Below are 13,780 nucleotides of genomic sequence, written 5' to 3'. Positions count from 1 at the left end.
GGCACCCTGTGGCATGGAACAGATGAAACCACTGAAATCATGGCCTGAAGCCGCGCCGCGCCTGGTGGCCGTCGCCGCTGGCCGCGCCCCCGCCGAAATGGTGATCCGTCACGGCAAATGGGTCAACGTGCAAAGCCGCGAAGTGCTCGAGGGCTTTGATATTGCGATTGCCGAGGGCCGTTTTGCCGCCATTGCGCCGGATCTTTCGTCCGCAATCGGCCCCGAGACCGTGGTGATCGAGGCCGCGGGCCGCTACATGCTGCCGGGGCTTTGCGATGCGCATATGCATATCGAATCCGGCATGCTCACGCCTGCCGAATTTGCCGCCGCGGTGATCCCGCATGGCACGACAACAATGTTCACCGATCCGCATGAGATCGCCAATGTGCTCGGCCTTGCGGGCGTGCGGATGATGCATGACGAGGCGCAGTTGCAGCCCGTCAACATCTTTACGCAAATGCCCTCCTGCGCGCCCTCCGCGCCGGGGCTCGAGACCACGGGGTTCGAGATCACGCCCGAGGATGTGGCCGAGGCGATGGCGTGGCCCGGCATCATCGGGCTGGGCGAGATGATGAACTTTCCGGGCGTGATCAACGCCGATGCAAAGATGCTCGCCGAGATTGCTGCGGTGCAGAATGCGGGCAAGACCGTGGGCGGGCATTATGCCTCGCCCGATCTTGGCGCGCCCTTCCGCGCCTATGCGGCGGGCGGGCCGGCGGATGACCATGAAGGCACCTGCGAGGCCGATGCGGTGGCGCGTGTGCGGCAGGGAATGCGGGCGATGCTGCGGCTCGGCTCGGCCTGGTATGACGTGGAAAGCCAGATCACCGCAGTGACCGAAAAGGGGCTCGATCCGCGCAATTTCATCCTGTGCACCGATGATTGCCATTCCGGCACGCTGGTGCACGAGGGGCATATGAACCGCGCCTATCGCCATGCGGTTGCCTGCGGCTGTGATCCGCTGATTGCCTTGCAGATGTGCACGGTGAACACGGCGGCGCATTTTGGGCTTGAACGCGAGCTTGGCTCGATTGCGCCGGGGCGGCGGGCAGATGTGATCCTGACCTCCGACCTTGCCACGCTCCCCGTCGAGATGGTGATCGCGCGCGGTCAGGTGGTGGCCGAGGCGGGCGTGCTGAAAGTGCCTTGCCCACATTATGACTGGCCCGCGCATGCGCGCGAAACCGTTCATCTGGGCAAGCATCTGACGGCGGAGGATTTTGCCATCCATGCGCCCGAGGGCGCGAATACCGTCACCGCCAAGGTGATCGGCGTGGTGGAGAATCAGGCGCCGACGAAGGCGCTGGTGCGGGAGCTTTCTGTCGCCGATGGGCTCGCCCAGCCCGATGAAGCGCAAGATGTGGCGCAGATCGCGCTGGTCGAGCGGCACCGCGGCACGGGGCAGGTGGTGAACGGCTTCGTCTCCGGTTTTGGCTACAAGGGCCGGATGGCGATCGGCTCCACCGTTGCCCATGACAGCCACCACATGATCGTGGTGGGCACCGACCGCGAGAGCATGGCGGCTGTGGCGAACCGCCTGGGCGCAATGGGGGGCGGGATCTCGGTCTGGAAAGACGGGGCAGAGATCGCCGCGGTGCCCTTGCCGATTGCCGGGCTGATGTCAGACGACCCGGCGGCCGAGGTGGCGGCGCGTGCCGCAACCATGGTTGCGGCGATGGCCGATTGTGGATGCGCGCTCAACAACGCCTATATGCAACATTCATTGCTGGCGCTGGTCGTGATCCCGGAGATCCGCATCTCTGATCTTGGCCTTGTCGACGTGACCAAGTTTCAACTGACCGAGCTTTTCGAATGACCGACCCGCTGACGATCCAGACCTCTCCGCACACAGACCCGGAATATTTCACCGATGCCGCCGCAGCCGTGGCCCGGCTTGAGGCGCTTTATGCCGAGGCGACGGGGTTTCTGCTCGAAAAATTCAATGCGGTGCTGGCAACGGGCGCCGCTTCGGCGCGGTATCGCGCCTTTTACCCGGAGGTGCGGCTCACGGTTGGTTCGCACAAAAAGGGGGACAGCCGCCTCAGCTTTGGCCATGTCTCCGAGCCGGGCACCTATTCGGCCACGATCACGCGCCCCGATCTGTTCCGCAACTATCTGACGCAGCAGATTGGCCTTTTGATGCGCAACCACGATGCCGCGGTGCGCATCGGCCCCTCGACAACGCCCATTCCGGTGCATTTTGCCGTGGCCGCCCAGCCCGGCGTGATGGTGCCGCAAGAGGGGGCGCTTGGCATTTCGCTGCGCGACGTGTTTGACGTGCCCGCGCTCGCCTCGATGAACGACGACATCGTCAATGGCACGGCGGGGCTTCATGCCGATGGATCGGCCCATCTTGCCCCCTTCACCGCGCAACGGGTGGATTACTCGCTGGCCCGGCTGGCCCATTACACCGCCACCCTGCCCGAGCATTTCCAAAACCACGTGCTGTTCACCAACTACCAGTTCTATGTCGATGAATTCGAGGTGGTGGCGCGGCGGATGCTGGCAGACCCGGCGCAGGGCTACACAAGCTTTGTGGCGCCGGGCAATGTCGAGATCACGGACCCGGCAGCGCCAATCCCTGCGCTGACCAAGCTGCCACAGATGCCGACCTACCACCTCAAGCGGCCGGACGGGAACGGGATCACGCTGGTCAACATTGGCGTCGGCCCCTCGAATGCGAAAACGGCAACCGATCATATTGCCGTGCTGCGGCCCCATGCGTGGCTGATGGTGGGGCATTGCGCGGGGCTGCGCAATTCGCAAAGCCTTGGCGATTTTGTGCTCGCCCATGCTTACTTGCGCGAGGATCATGTGCTTGATGATGATCTGCCGGTCTGGGTGCCGATCCCGGCCCTGGCAGAGGTGCAGGTGGCATTGCAAGAGGCGGTGGCAGAGATCACCCGGCTTGAGGGCTATGAGCTCAAGCGGATCATGCGCACCGGCACCGTGGCGACGATCGACAACCGCAACTGGGAGCTGCGCGACCAGTCCGGCCCGGTGCAAAGGCTCAGCCAGAGCCGCGCCATCGCGCTTGACATGGAAAGCGCCACCATTGCGGCGAACGGGTTCCGCTTCCGGGTGCCTTACGGCACGCTGCTTTGCGTCTCCGACAAGCCGCTGCATGGCGAGCTGAAGCTCCCCGGCATGGCAACGGAGTTCTACCGCACGCAGGTGGCCAATCACCTCCTGATCGGTGTGCGGGCGATGGAAAAGTTGCGCGACATGCCGCTGGAGCGCATCCATAGCCGGAAGCTGCGCTCCTTTGACGAGACCGCCTTCCTGTGACCCCTCTCCCGCGCCGGGGCGAAAAACCGCCAAAGCGCCCGAAAAGGCTTGCCTTGTTGAAAAAAACGGTGTGTTAGAGGGCGCACCAAACCGTTCAAACGGTCAGATCAGCCCCGTCATAAGGGGCATATGAGAGGATAATCCATGTCGAAACCGATGACCAAGACCCAGCTGGTGGCCGCCCTCGCCGAAGCCATGGGCTCGGACAAGAAAACCGCCACCGCTGCGCTCGATGCCATCGCTGACGTCGTGACGAAGGAAGTGGCTGCCGGTGGCGCCGTGACGCTGCCGGGGATCGGCAAGGTCTCCTGCAAAGCCCGCCCGGAGCGCATGGTGCGCAACCCGGCGACCGGCGACACGATGATGAAGCCGGCTGACAAACAGGTCAAAGTCACGATCGCGAAAGCGCTCAAGGACAGCGTCAACGGCTGATCCTCGCCCCGCATCTGGCCTCTCCTCCCGGGGCCACGGGTTTGGGCCGTCCTGCACCGGCAGGGCGGCCTTTCTCTTGCCCGAACGGTGTCGCTTCGAATCGAGAACCTGTATCGCATACATGTTATTTCTTGTCCGATGCGGGCAAATCCGGTTCTGACTGTTCGAACCTGCACCGAGGGAGACGAGATATATGGATATTCGCGCCATTCTGATGGGGCTCGCCTTCGCGCTGATGTGGTCTTCTGCCTTCACCTCGGCGCGGATGATCGTCGCCGAGGCGCCGCCGCTTCTGGCGCTTTCGGCGCGGTTTCTGGTCTCTGGCGTGATCGGGGTGGGCATCGCTTTGGCGATGGGGCAGAGCTGGAAGCTCAGCCCCGCGCAATGGCGCGCCACGCTGATTTTCGGGCTGTGCCAGAATGCGCTTTATCTCGGGCTGAACTTCGTGGCGATGCAATGGGTGCAGGCCTCTGTTGCCTCGATCATCGCCTCGACCATGCCGCTGATGGTGGCGCTGATGGGCCGCGTTGTCTTTGGCGACACGATCCGCCCGCTTGGCCTTGCCGGGCTTTTTGCGGGCGTGGTGGGGGTGGCCATCATCATGAGCGCGCGGCTTTCAGGCGGGGTGGACCCGCTTGGGCTCGCGCTTTGCTTCATGGCGGCTTTCGCGCTTTCGGTGGCCACGCTCAGCGTGCGGGGCGCCGCCTCAAAGGGCAATGTGCTGATGATTGTCGGGCTGCAGATGTTCGTCGGGGCGATCTCGCTCACGCTGGTCTCGGCCTTCACCGAAAGCTGGCAGGTTGTGCCCACCACGCGCCTCACCCTTGCCTTCCTTTACACCGCGCTCATTCCCGGCGTTCTGGCGACATGGGTCTGGTTCCGCCTCGTGGCGCGGATCGGCGCGGTCAAGGCCGCGACCTTCCACTTTCTCAACCCGTTCTTTGGTGTTGCCATTGCCGCTGTGGTGCTGGGTGAGCGGCTCGGCTGGCTGGACCTTGCGGGCGTCGCGGTGATCGCGGCGGGCATCCTTGCCGTTCAGCTCTCCAAACAGCCCGCGCGGCGGGCTTAACCGCCGCGCAGCGCTTCGAGCAGTTTCAGCGTCACCCAGCCATCGGCGGGGATGCCATGCGCGCGCTGCCATGCGGCAACTGCGGAAATGGTATTGGCGCCAATGAGCCCGTCATGGCCCTGCGTGTCATAGCCCGCTGCGGTCAGGCGTTCCTGCACCTCGATCTTTTCCGCCTCGGTCAGCGCGCGCCCTTCGCGCGGCCAGGGTGTGACGAAGGCGCCGCCGCCCTTGATCCGGTCGGAGAGGTGGCCCACGCCGATCACATAGGCATCGGCATTGTTGTAGCGCGAGATCGCGCGGAAATTGCCAAAGATCATCAGCGCCGGGCCGTTTGCCCCCGCGGGGAGGAGGATCGAGGCCGCCCCGTAATTCGGCACCGGGCCGCCGGTCACGGCGCGCACGCCGAGCGCGGCCCAGTCGGCGGGTGATTTCTTCACGCCCTTGCCGGAAAGGCCAAGGTTGAAGCCCGCGGGCAGCGTGACCTCCACCCCCCAGGGTTGGCCCTTGGACCAGCCCGAGCGCGCAAGATAGGCCGCGGTCGAGGCCAGCGCATCGGCGGGATTGTCCGACCAGATGTCGCGCTTGCCGTCGCCGGTGAAATCGACCGCGAAGGCAAGGTAAGAGGTCGGGATGAACTGCGTATGCCCCATCGCCCCGGCCCAGGAGCCGGTCATATGCGCGGGGTCGATATCCCCCGACTGGATGATCTTCAGCGCGCCGATCAACTGGCCCTCGAAAAAGGCGCCGCGGCGCCCATCATGGGCGAGCGTGGCAAGCGCGGGGATGATCAGCGTATCGCCACGCTTTGTGCCGTAGCGCGATTCCATGCCCCAGACGGCGACCACGACCTCTTTCTCGACGCCGTAGCGCGCTTCGATCTCGCGCAGGAGCCGGTCATGGGTGGCCAGCATGCGCCGCCCCTCGGCGATACGCTCATCGGAGGCGGCGCTGTCGAGATAATCCCAGATCGGCTTGGAGAACTCGGCCTGAAACCGGTCCCGCTCGATCACTTTCGGGTTGTAGGGCACGTGGCGCATGGTCCGGTTCCATGTCGCCTCGGTGATGCCCGCCGCCATTGCGCGCGGCTTGAAATCGGCGATCCAGTCGTCGAGCCCCTGTTGCGTGGCCGGATCGACGGGGGGGATGGTTTCGGTCATGCCGGCTCCGGGGCCGCCGGTCAGCGGGCCGCCACAGGCGGTGAGCGCCGAGACGGCAAGAAGGGTGACAACAAGAGGTTTGACTGCGCGTTTCATGACCTGCCCGATTGTTTGCTGTTTTGGGCAGTCTAGCATGGCCCGGCCCGCCCGCAAACGGGGGCCGGGCCGGGTGCGCGGGGCTCCGCTAGCCCTTCTCGTCGTAAAACGGCGTCATCTGCGCGACGATCACCGAATTTTCAGCCAGAGCGCGCTCCATCAGCGCCTTTTCTTCGGCGTCGATCTCGTCGCCTGCCTTTTCTCGCTCCTCAACGGTGCCATAGCCCGTCACGTCCAGCGGCGAGAGGTCGGCCTGTTTCAGGATCGCCACCGTCTCGCGCACGGCTTCGGCCTCGTCCACGCCCGAGGCATAGCACAAGAGCCCCGCCCCGGTTGCGCCGTCGGGCAGCCCGTCTCCGGTGCAGCGTCCCACCTCCACCAGAAGCGTATAGACCTTCTGCGGGCGTTTTTGCTTTTCCGGCTTTTCCGGCGTTTCGGTCATTTTCGAAACCTCAAGCGGGCCTGCGGGACGAGCGCAAGGCCGTCAGCGCAAGCCACAGGAACACGACGATATAGGCGACAAAAGCCGCCCCCGGAATCCATTCCCCGGGGCCTGCAGCGGCGGCCATCGCCGACATCTTGCCCACCCCCCAGACCTGAAAGGCGGCGATCATCACCAGATCGGCCACCATCAACAGGCCACGGATGTTATGCGGCATCACCGTGCCGTTCACCGCATCGCGGATCTTCCCCACCAGTGACAGGATCATGGCTCAGTCCCGCAACAGCTCGTTGATGCCGGTTTTCGAGCGGGTCTGCGCGTCGACCCGCTTCACGATCACGGCGCAATAAAGGTTGATCCCGCCCTTCGAGGGCATCGAGCCCGCAACAACGACCGAATAGGGCGGCACTTCGCCATACATCACTTCGCCGGTTTCGCGGTCGACGATCTTCGTCGATTTGCCGATGAAGACGCCCATGCCGAGCACCGAGCCCTCGCGCACGATGCAGCCCTCGACCACTTCCGAGCGCGCGCCGATGAAGCAATTGTCTTCGATGATCGTCGGCCCGGCCTGCATCGGCTCAAGCACGCCGCCAATGCCAACGCCACCCGAAAGGTGGACATGTTTGCCGATCTGCGCGCAGCTCCCCACCGTTGCCCAGGTGTCGACCATCGTGCCCTCATCGACATAGGCGCCGAGGTTGACAAAAGAGGGCATCAGCACCGCGCCCTTGGCGATATAGGCCGAGCGGCGCACAATGCAGTGCGGCACGGCGCGGAAGCCCGCGGCCTTCCACTCTGCCTCGCCCCAGCCCTTGAATTTGCTGTCGACCTTGTCCCACCAGCTGCTGTCTTGCGGCCCGCCGGGCTGCATTTCCATGTCTTTCAGCCGGAAGCCCAGGAGCACCGCCTTTTTCGCCCACTGGTTCACATGCCAATGGCCATCGGCCTGCTTTTCGGCCACCCGCAGCACGCCCTTGTCGAGCGCTTCGAGCGTGGCCTCGATCGCCTCGCGGGCTTCGCCCTTGGTTTGCGGCGTAATGGTATCGCGCGCCTCCCAGGCGGCTTCGATCGCAGCTTCGAGCACGGCATTCGACATCGGCAGAGGCTCCTCTCTGAGGTTCTTTCAGGTGGCATTCAGGGTTTTCCCCCTATAGTTGGGGAAAGCCCTTCGCGCAATGAGGCCGAGCATGAAAGACGACAGCCGTTCCCATCCGTTCCGCGACAGCATCATGGATGCGCGCGCCGCGAAGGATCTGCCAGACACGCCGCAGGCGCGCGCCCCCGCCTACCGGCTCGCCTTCGCCGACGAGGGCTTCATGATGCGCGAGGAGCTGCGCCCGGTGCGGTTGCAGCTCGAACTCCTCAAGCCGCAGCTGATCATGGACGAGCGCGGGGTGGAGAGCACGGTGGTGATGTTCGGCGGTGCGCGCATCCCCGACCCCGCACATAAGGACACGGCCAAGACCCCGGTTCTGGCCGAACTCAGCCGCTATTACGAGGAGGCGCGCGCCTTTGCGCGGATGATGACCGAGCGCTCGATGGCGGCTTACGGGCGGGAATATGTGATCTGCACCGGCGGCGGGCCGGGGGTGATGGAGGCGGGCAACCGCGGCGCGCATGAGGCGGGGGGCCAGTCGATTGGCCTCAATATCGTGCTGCCGCACGAGCAGGCGCCCAATGCCTATGTGACGCCCGATCTGTGCTTCAACTTCCACTACTTTGCCATTCGCAAGATGCATTTCCTGATGCGGGCAAAGGCGGTCTGCGTGTTCCCGGGCGGTTTCGGCACGCTTGATGAAATGTTCGAAACGCTGACCCTCATTCAGACCCGGCGGATGAAGCGGATTCCGCTGATCCTCTTCGGCGTCGATTTCTGGAAGAATGTGGTGAACTGGGAGATGCTGGCCGAGGCTGGCACGATCGCGCGCGAGGATCTGGAATTGGTGAGTTTTGTCGAGACGGCGGAGGAGGCGGTGGAGATCATCGCCAATTGGACAAACGGCCATGCGTGAGGCGCGGGGGGCGGGCCTGCGCGCCGGGTTGATGATCCTTGCCTTTGCGGCGGTGGCGGTGGCGGGCGTGGCACTGCGCCCGCTCTTGCCGATTGACGAGACCCGTTACATCGACGTGGCGCGCGAGATGCGGCTTGAGGGCAGTTGGTTCCTGCCGTTGAAAAACTTCGAGCTTTACACCGACAAGCCGCCGCTTCTCTTCTGGCTGATCAATCTTGTCTGGACGCTGGCAGGCGAGGTGAGCGGCTTTGCGGGCCGCCTTGTCGGGCCGTTCTTTGCGCTTTTGACGCTGGCGGGCACATGGGCGCTGGGGCGGCGGCTGTGGGACACTGCAACCGGGGCGATGGCCGCCGTGGTGCTGGCCGGCCTCACCGTCTTCGCCGCCTTTGGCGGGGCGCTGATGTTCGACACGCTTCTGGCTTGCGCCACGCTCGCGGGGATCTGGGCGCTCGTGTCTGCGATGAAGGCGCCGGGGGTGAACCGGCGCGCCTGGGGCGGCTTTGGCCTTGCGCTTGCCTTTGGCGTGCTCGCCAAGGGGCCGGTGATCCTCTTTCACCTCGCGCCCGCGCTGTTGGCCGCGCCGCTCTGGGCCGACCCTGCGTCTCGCCCGTCGGCGCGCGAGGCGCTGCGCGGGGCGGGCCTTGCGCTCGCTGTGGCGCTCTGTGTGATCGCGCTCTGGGTTTTGCCCGCGGCGATCACCGGCGGTGCGGAATACCGCCACATGATCTTGTGGGAGCAAACGGCGGGGCGCACCGTGGCGAGCTTTGCCCATGCGCGGCCCTTCTGGTGGGTTGGCGCCATGCTGCCGGTGCTGCTGTTCCCGTGGATCTGGTCGCCCGGCCTTTGGCGCGGCGCGGTGCGGCTGCGGTTTTCCGATCGCGCGCTGCGGTTGATGGCGGTGCAGGCGGGGGCGGGGCTTTTCCTCTTTTCGCTGATTTCGGGCAAGCAACTGCATTACCTCGTGCCCGAACTCCCCGCCTTCGCGCTGATCGCGGCGCGCGCACTTATTGCGTCGGGCGGCGCTGAACGGCGCAGCGGTTGGGCAGAGGCGCCGGTTCTGGGGCTTTTGCTGCTGGCGGGCCTCATCCCCCTCGCCGCGGCGCTGGGCGCAGCCGATGCGCGCACGGCGGAGCTTCTACATCCGCTGGTGGCGCCCATCGGGTTTTTGCTCTTTTGCGTGCTTCTGGCCGCGCTGGTCTGGGTGTTACCGCGCGCAGCGGGGCTTTCTGTGGCGGGGCTGGGGCTCATGCTCGGCGGGCTTGGCCTGATCGCGACCACGGGCCTTGGCGCATCTTACGACAGCGCCCCGATTGCGCGCGAGATGGCCGCGCATGAGGCCGCGGGCCTTGCCACGGTGACCGGGCGCTACAATTCCGAATTCGGCTTCGAGGGGCGGCTGACCCGCAAGGTCGATGTGCTCACCGCCGAAGAGGCGCCCCAATGGCTGGCCGCGCATCCGGGCGGGCTCCTCGTCGCGGAATGCCGCGATGTGCCCACGCTTGAAAAAACCGCTGCCGAGGTGCGGTTCTTCTATGGTCACGATTGGTGCCTGTGGCGGGCGGAGTGAGGCGTCAGAGCCCGGTTTCCGCGGCGATTTGCGCCGCGGATTTGCGCGCGCGTTCGGTGGCGGATTTCAACTGCCCGCAGGCGGCCATGATGTCCTCGCCCCGCGGCGTGCGGATCGGCGCGGCATAGCCTGCCTTGTAGACGATATCGGCGAAGGCCTCGATCCGCTCCCAGTCGCTGCGCTGATAGGGCGAGCCGGGCCATTCGTTGAACGGAATGAGGTTGATCTTCGCCGGAATGCCGCGGATCAGCTTCACCAGCCGGCGCGCATCCTCATCGCTGTCGTTCACGCCCTTGAGCATCACATATTCAAACGTGATCCGCTCGGAGTTTGACAGCCGCGGATAGTCGCGCAGCGTGTCAAGCAGCGTGGCGATGTTCCAGCGCTTGTTGATCGGCACGAGCTTGTCGCGCACCGCATCCGTCGTGGCGTGGAAGGAAACGGCGAGCAGGCAGCCGATTTCTTCGGCGGCGCGGGCAATCTCGGGCACCACGCCCGAGGTGGACAGCGTGATCCGGCGGCGCGAGAGCGTCAGCCCCTCGCCGTCCATCACCACCTTCATCGCATTGCGCACATTGTCGAAGTTGTAGAGCGGCTCGCCCATGCCCATCAGCACGACGTTGGAAATGAGTCGCGTCTCGTCTTTCGGCGCGCCGGGCTGGGGCCATTCGCCCAGATCATCGCGCGCCACCATCACCTGACCGACGATCTCGCCCGCGGTGAGGTTGCGCACCAGCTTTTGCGTGCCGGTGTGGCAGAACGAACAGGTGAGGGTGCAGCCGACTTGGCTTGAGATGCACAGCGTGCCGCGGTTTTCCTCGGGGATATAGACCGCCTCGACCTCATGGCCGTCCGCGATGCGCAGAAGGTATTTGCGCGTGCCGTCCATCGACACCTGACAGGTCACCACTTCAGGCAGCGCAATCTCGAAATGCGCCTCAAGCAGCGCGCGATAATCCTTGGCAAGGTTCGTCATCGCCGCGAAGTCGCGCACGCCCCAATGGTAGATCCATTGCCAGACCTGCCCGACCCGCATTTTTGCCTGCCGCTCGGGCGTGCCCGCGGCAATGAGTGCGTCGCGCATCTCCTCGCGGGTGAGGCCCACCAGATTGAGCTTGCCGCCATCGGGCAGCTTGCGCGGCAGGGTCAGCACGTCTTGCGTGATGGGGGTGGGCAGGTCGGTCATGGCGCGTCCGGGGTTGGGAAGCCGTGCATATAGGGGATTCGTGCGCCAAAAGGTAGCACAAATGCAAAAGCCCCGGCGAACCGGGGCTCAGCTTGAGCGGGTCTTGTTTATTTGCAGCGCTTCGCCGCCTCGTCCATCGCCGCGGTAAAGCCCATCAGCGAGAACGTGTCCGTGGTATAGGTGCCGCGCGCCGAATGGGCCGAGAGCGTCACATCGGCGCCCGCCTTCATCGCGGCGATGATCTTGGCATCCTCGCCCGGCGCGGCCCAGGCGCCCTCGCCATCGGTGAACAGGTTGAAGGCCTGCCCGGTCGAGACCTTCAGCTCCACCGTCGAGCCTTTCTCGAACGGGTATCCGCCCATGAACATCACCTCGGGCGCCTTGTCTGGGCGATGGGTGACGAACAGCAGGATCTCGGAGCGGCGCACCTGCACCGGCTTGCCATCCTTGGTGTTCACCGTCTTCTTCGGCGGCACCACGCCCCAGCATTCCTTGGGGCTGTTCTCTACGAACACGCTCCAGTCGGTTTCCGCCGCCACCCGGTTCGAGCTTTCCTGCGCTTGCGCGGCAGGGGAAAGTGCCAGCGCCGCGGCAAGAATTGCAGCGACGCTCGTAAGGTTCGTCTTCATGGAACAGCCTCCAGCCGTCTGATGCCTCTGTCCGCCCGTGGGCTTTTGCCCTTTTTCCCTCTGGCGGAACCTATTTCAACTCGATACGCGAGAGATAACGCAAAAGTGCCGGTCGGGAAAAGCCCCTCCGGCGGGTTTCCGCGCATCTGGAGGGGCAAATGGCGGCGCAGGCGATGATCGAACTCTGGCGCGGCGGGTTGCTTGAGAGCGTGCATGCCGGTCATGCGGTGGTCTGGGGGCCGGGCGGGCCGGAATGGGTCTGGGGGGACGGGCAGGCGGTGATCTTCCCGCGCTCGTCGTGCAAGATGATTCAGGCGCTGCCGCTGGTTGAGAGCGGTGCGGCGGATGCGGCGGGGCTGAGCCCGCGCCAGCTCGCGCTTGCCTGTGCCAGCCATTCGGGCGCAAAACTCCATACCGAGGCGGTGACGGAGTGGCTTTCTGCGCTGGGGCTGGGCGAGCCCGATCTGCGCTGCGGCGCGCATGTGCCGCGCGACCCGGAGGCGTTTCGCCATTTCACCTGCAGCGAAGACAAGCCCTGCCAGATCCACAACAATTGCTCGGGCAAGCATTCCGGCTTCCTGACGCTCAACAAGCATCTGAAAGCCGGGCCGGACTATGTCGAGATCGACCATCCGGTGCAGCTTGCGGTGCGCGCGGCGTTTGAAGACGTGACCGGGGCCGAGGTGGCGGGCTGGGGCATCGACGGCTGCTCGGCGCCGAACTTTGCCTGCAGCGTCGCGGCGCTTGCCCGCGCGATGCAGTTTTTTGCCGCTGCAAACCCGGAAGGAACGATCCGCGAGGCCGCGGCGGCGCGGCTCGCCGCCGCGATGCGCGCCTTCCCCGAGATGGTCGCGGGGGAGGGGCGCGCCTGCACCAAGCTGATGCGCGCCACGGGTGGCAAGGTCGCGGTAAAAACCGGCGCCGAGGGCGTGTTCGTTGCCATTCTGCCCGAGCAAAAACGCGGCATCGCACTGAAGATCTTGGATGGCGCCACCCGCGCCTCGGAGGCGGCGATCACCGCGCTTCTCATGCATCTGGGCGCGCTCGCGCCCGATCATCCGGTGGTGGCAGAGCTGTTGCCGCCCGAACAAACGAACTGGCGCGGGTTTGTCACCGGCGGGATGCGGCGCGCGCAGGGCTTTTGCTGATCACCACATCAACTTGAGCGCGAGCGCGCTTGAGGTGAGCACGAGGAGCGGTTTGATCAGCTTGGCGCCCTTGCGCATCGCGAGCCTTGCGCCAAGGCTGGCCCCGGCGATCTGCGCGAGCCCCATGGCGAGGCCCATCACCCACCACGGCGCGCCGGTGGCGGCAAAGGCGACGAGCCCGCCGAGGTTTGAGGCGAAGTTCAAAAGCTTCGTATGGGCCGTGGCCTTGAGCACCCCGTAGCCCGCCAGCATGACAAAGCCGATCATGTAAAATGCGCCCGCGCCGGGGCCGATCAACCCGTCATAAAAGCCGATGAACGGCACCACAAAGGCGGTGAAGGCGGCGGGCGTGATCCGCTCGGCCCGGTCGGTATCGTCAAGCCCCTTGCGCAGGGCAAAAAAGGCCGCAATCGCGATCAGCACAAAGGGCAGGATGCGGCGCAGAGCTTCGGTTGGCAGCACCGAGACGAGGAAGGCGCCCCCGAGCCCGGCAAGGAAGGCGAGCGAGGCCGCGCCGATCTGGCGGCGCAGGTTCACCTGCCCCTTGGCGGCATAGGTGAGCGCTGCCGTGGCGGCGCCAAAAACGCCCTGCACCTTGTTGGTCGAAAGCGCCTGCAAGGGCGTTGCCCCCGCGAGCAACAGCACCGGCAGCGTGATCAGCCCGCCACCGCCCGCAATGGCATCGACAAAGCCCGCGGCAAAACCCGCGGCAATCAGCATCGCGGCAAGATCGAGCGAGACTTCGAACATG

Annotated in this window: 14 protein-coding genes; 7 read left to right on the top strand and 7 right to left on the bottom strand. The window is 65.3% G+C overall.

The window, feature by feature from the left end:
* The first annotated feature begins 13 nt into the window (after positions 1–13).
* From ade to ACFSM0_RS01990, 4 genes are all read left to right on the top strand, one after another.
* Positions 14–1,816, top strand: coding sequence for an adenine deaminase (ade, locus tag ACFSM0_RS02005; protein ID WP_377386384.1), 1,803 nt, complete (start codon positions 14–16; stop codon positions 1,814–1,816).
* Positions 1,813–3,288, top strand: a complete 1,476-nt coding sequence (locus tag ACFSM0_RS02000; RefSeq protein ID WP_377386382.1) for an AMP nucleosidase — start codon at positions 1,813–1,815, stop codon at positions 3,286–3,288. The genes ade and ACFSM0_RS02000 overlap by 4 nt, the downstream gene beginning before the upstream one ends.
* A gap of 144 nt (positions 3,289–3,432) precedes the next feature.
* Positions 3,433–3,720, top strand: coding sequence for an HU family DNA-binding protein (locus ACFSM0_RS01995; RefSeq protein ID WP_377386379.1), 288 nt, complete (start codon positions 3,433–3,435; stop codon positions 3,718–3,720).
* A 193-nt stretch (positions 3,721–3,913) separates the two neighbouring features.
* Positions 3,914–4,789 (top strand): DMT family transporter, encoded by an 876-nt coding sequence (locus ACFSM0_RS01990; protein ID WP_377386376.1) that lies wholly within the window; start codon positions 3,914–3,916, stop codon positions 4,787–4,789.
* Here the strand turns inward: ACFSM0_RS01990 and ACFSM0_RS01985 are convergent.
* The 4 genes from ACFSM0_RS01985 to dapD form a co-directional block, all read right to left on the bottom strand.
* Entirely contained in the window at positions 4,786–6,042 is a 1,257-nt protein-coding gene (locus ACFSM0_RS01985; RefSeq protein ID WP_377386373.1) for a lytic murein transglycosylase, read from the bottom strand. The genes ACFSM0_RS01990 and ACFSM0_RS01985 overlap by 4 nt on opposite strands.
* An 88-nt stretch (positions 6,043–6,130) precedes the next feature.
* Complete coding sequence (locus tag ACFSM0_RS01980) at positions 6,131–6,484, bottom strand: hypothetical protein (protein ID WP_377386370.1); 354 nt, start codon at positions 6,482–6,484, stop codon at positions 6,131–6,133.
* A gap of 10 nt (positions 6,485–6,494) precedes the next feature.
* A complete protein-coding gene (locus tag ACFSM0_RS01975; protein WP_377386368.1) occupies positions 6,495–6,752 on the bottom strand; it encodes a hypothetical protein in 258 nt (85 codons plus the stop codon).
* 3 nt (positions 6,753–6,755) lie between these two features.
* The gene (dapD, locus tag ACFSM0_RS01970) at positions 6,756–7,583 is read right to left on the bottom strand and encodes a 2,3,4,5-tetrahydropyridine-2,6-dicarboxylate N-succinyltransferase (protein ID WP_377386365.1); all 828 of its coding nucleotides are present in this window, start codon (positions 7,581–7,583) and stop codon (positions 6,756–6,758) included.
* Positions 7,584–7,674: 91 nt separating this feature from the next.
* Here dapD and ACFSM0_RS01965 point away from each other — a divergent pair, with 91 nt between their 5' ends.
* Together ACFSM0_RS01965 and ACFSM0_RS01960 are read left to right on the top strand one after the other, a co-directional pair.
* Complete coding sequence (locus ACFSM0_RS01965) at positions 7,675–8,499, top strand: LOG family protein (RefSeq protein ID WP_377386362.1); 825 nt, start codon at positions 7,675–7,677, stop codon at positions 8,497–8,499.
* Positions 8,492–10,066: an ArnT family glycosyltransferase gene (locus ACFSM0_RS01960; protein WP_377386359.1), complete on the top strand. Its 1,575-nt coding sequence runs from the start codon at positions 8,492–8,494 to the stop codon at positions 10,064–10,066. The genes ACFSM0_RS01965 and ACFSM0_RS01960 overlap by 8 nt, the downstream gene beginning before the upstream one ends.
* Positions 10,067–10,070: 4 nt before the next feature.
* Here the strand turns inward: ACFSM0_RS01960 and rlmN are convergent, their stop codons facing one another.
* Positions 10,071–11,252 (bottom strand): dual-specificity RNA methyltransferase RlmN, encoded by a 1,182-nt coding sequence (rlmN, locus tag ACFSM0_RS01955; RefSeq protein WP_377386356.1) that lies wholly within the window; start codon positions 11,250–11,252, stop codon positions 10,071–10,073.
* Between the two features lie 107 nt (positions 11,253–11,359).
* A complete protein-coding gene (locus tag ACFSM0_RS01950; RefSeq protein ID WP_377386353.1) occupies positions 11,360–11,881 on the bottom strand; it encodes an invasion associated locus B family protein in 522 nt (173 codons plus the stop codon).
* Positions 11,882–12,039: 158 nt separating this feature from the next.
* Here ACFSM0_RS01950 and ACFSM0_RS01945 point away from each other — a divergent pair, with 158 nt between their 5' ends.
* Positions 12,040–13,029 (top strand): asparaginase, encoded by a 990-nt coding sequence (locus tag ACFSM0_RS01945; protein WP_377386350.1) that lies wholly within the window; start codon positions 12,040–12,042, stop codon positions 13,027–13,029.
* On the opposite strand, the gene ACFSM0_RS01940 is transcribed toward ACFSM0_RS01945, so the two are convergent.
* Positions 13,030–13,779 carry a TSUP family transporter gene (locus tag ACFSM0_RS01940; protein WP_377386347.1) on the bottom strand — a complete coding sequence of 250 codons (750 nt, stop codon included), beginning with the start codon at positions 13,777–13,779 and terminating at the stop codon, positions 13,030–13,032.
* Position 13,780 lies beyond the last annotated feature (1 nt).

Source organism: Rhodobacter lacus (genome assembly GCF_042683065.1).
Lineage (GTDB): Bacteria > Pseudomonadota > Alphaproteobacteria > Rhodobacterales > Rhodobacteraceae > Rhodobacter > Rhodobacter lacus.
The sequence above is the reverse complement of the archived record's forward strand: the minus strand, read 5'-3'. Positions and strand labels throughout refer to the sequence as shown.

Excerpts from the sequence above, each read along its gene's own strand:
- ACFSM0_RS01980 (WP_377386370.1), bottom strand. The coding sequence starts at position 6,484 with ATGACCGAAACGCCGGAAAAGCCGGAAAAGCAAAAACGCCCGCAGAAG.
- ACFSM0_RS01950 (WP_377386353.1), bottom strand. The coding sequence starts at position 11,881 with ATGAAGACGAACCTTACGAGCGTCGCTGCAATTCTTGCCGCGGCGCTG.
- ACFSM0_RS01975 (WP_377386368.1), bottom strand. The coding sequence starts at position 6,752 with ATGATCCTGTCACTGGTGGGGAAGATCCGCGATGCGGTGAACGGCACG.
- ACFSM0_RS01990 (WP_377386376.1), top strand. The coding sequence starts at position 3,914 with ATGGATATTCGCGCCATTCTGATGGGGCTCGCCTTCGCGCTGATGTGG.
- ACFSM0_RS02000 (WP_377386382.1), top strand. The coding sequence starts at position 1,813 with ATGACCGACCCGCTGACGATCCAGACCTCTCCGCACACAGACCCGGAA.
- ACFSM0_RS01945 (WP_377386350.1), top strand. The coding sequence starts at position 12,040 with ATGGCGGCGCAGGCGATGATCGAACTCTGGCGCGGCGGGTTGCTTGAG.
- ACFSM0_RS01960 (WP_377386359.1), top strand. The coding sequence starts at position 8,492 with ATGCGTGAGGCGCGGGGGGCGGGCCTGCGCGCCGGGTTGATGATCCTT.
- ACFSM0_RS01940 (WP_377386347.1), bottom strand. The coding sequence starts at position 13,779 with ATGTTCGAAGTCTCGCTCGATCTTGCCGCGATGCTGATTGCCGCGGGT.
- ACFSM0_RS01995 (WP_377386379.1), top strand. The coding sequence starts at position 3,433 with ATGTCGAAACCGATGACCAAGACCCAGCTGGTGGCCGCCCTCGCCGAA.
- ACFSM0_RS01965 (WP_377386362.1), top strand. The coding sequence starts at position 7,675 with ATGAAAGACGACAGCCGTTCCCATCCGTTCCGCGACAGCATCATGGAT.
- ACFSM0_RS01985 (WP_377386373.1), bottom strand. The coding sequence starts at position 6,042 with ATGAAACGCGCAGTCAAACCTCTTGTTGTCACCCTTCTTGCCGTCTCG.
- rlmN (WP_377386356.1), bottom strand. The coding sequence starts at position 11,252 with ATGACCGACCTGCCCACCCCCATCACGCAAGACGTGCTGACCCTGCCG.
- ade (WP_377386384.1), top strand. The coding sequence starts at position 14 with ATGGAACAGATGAAACCACTGAAATCATGGCCTGAAGCCGCGCCGCGC.
- dapD (WP_377386365.1), bottom strand. The coding sequence starts at position 7,583 with ATGTCGAATGCCGTGCTCGAAGCTGCGATCGAAGCCGCCTGGGAGGCG.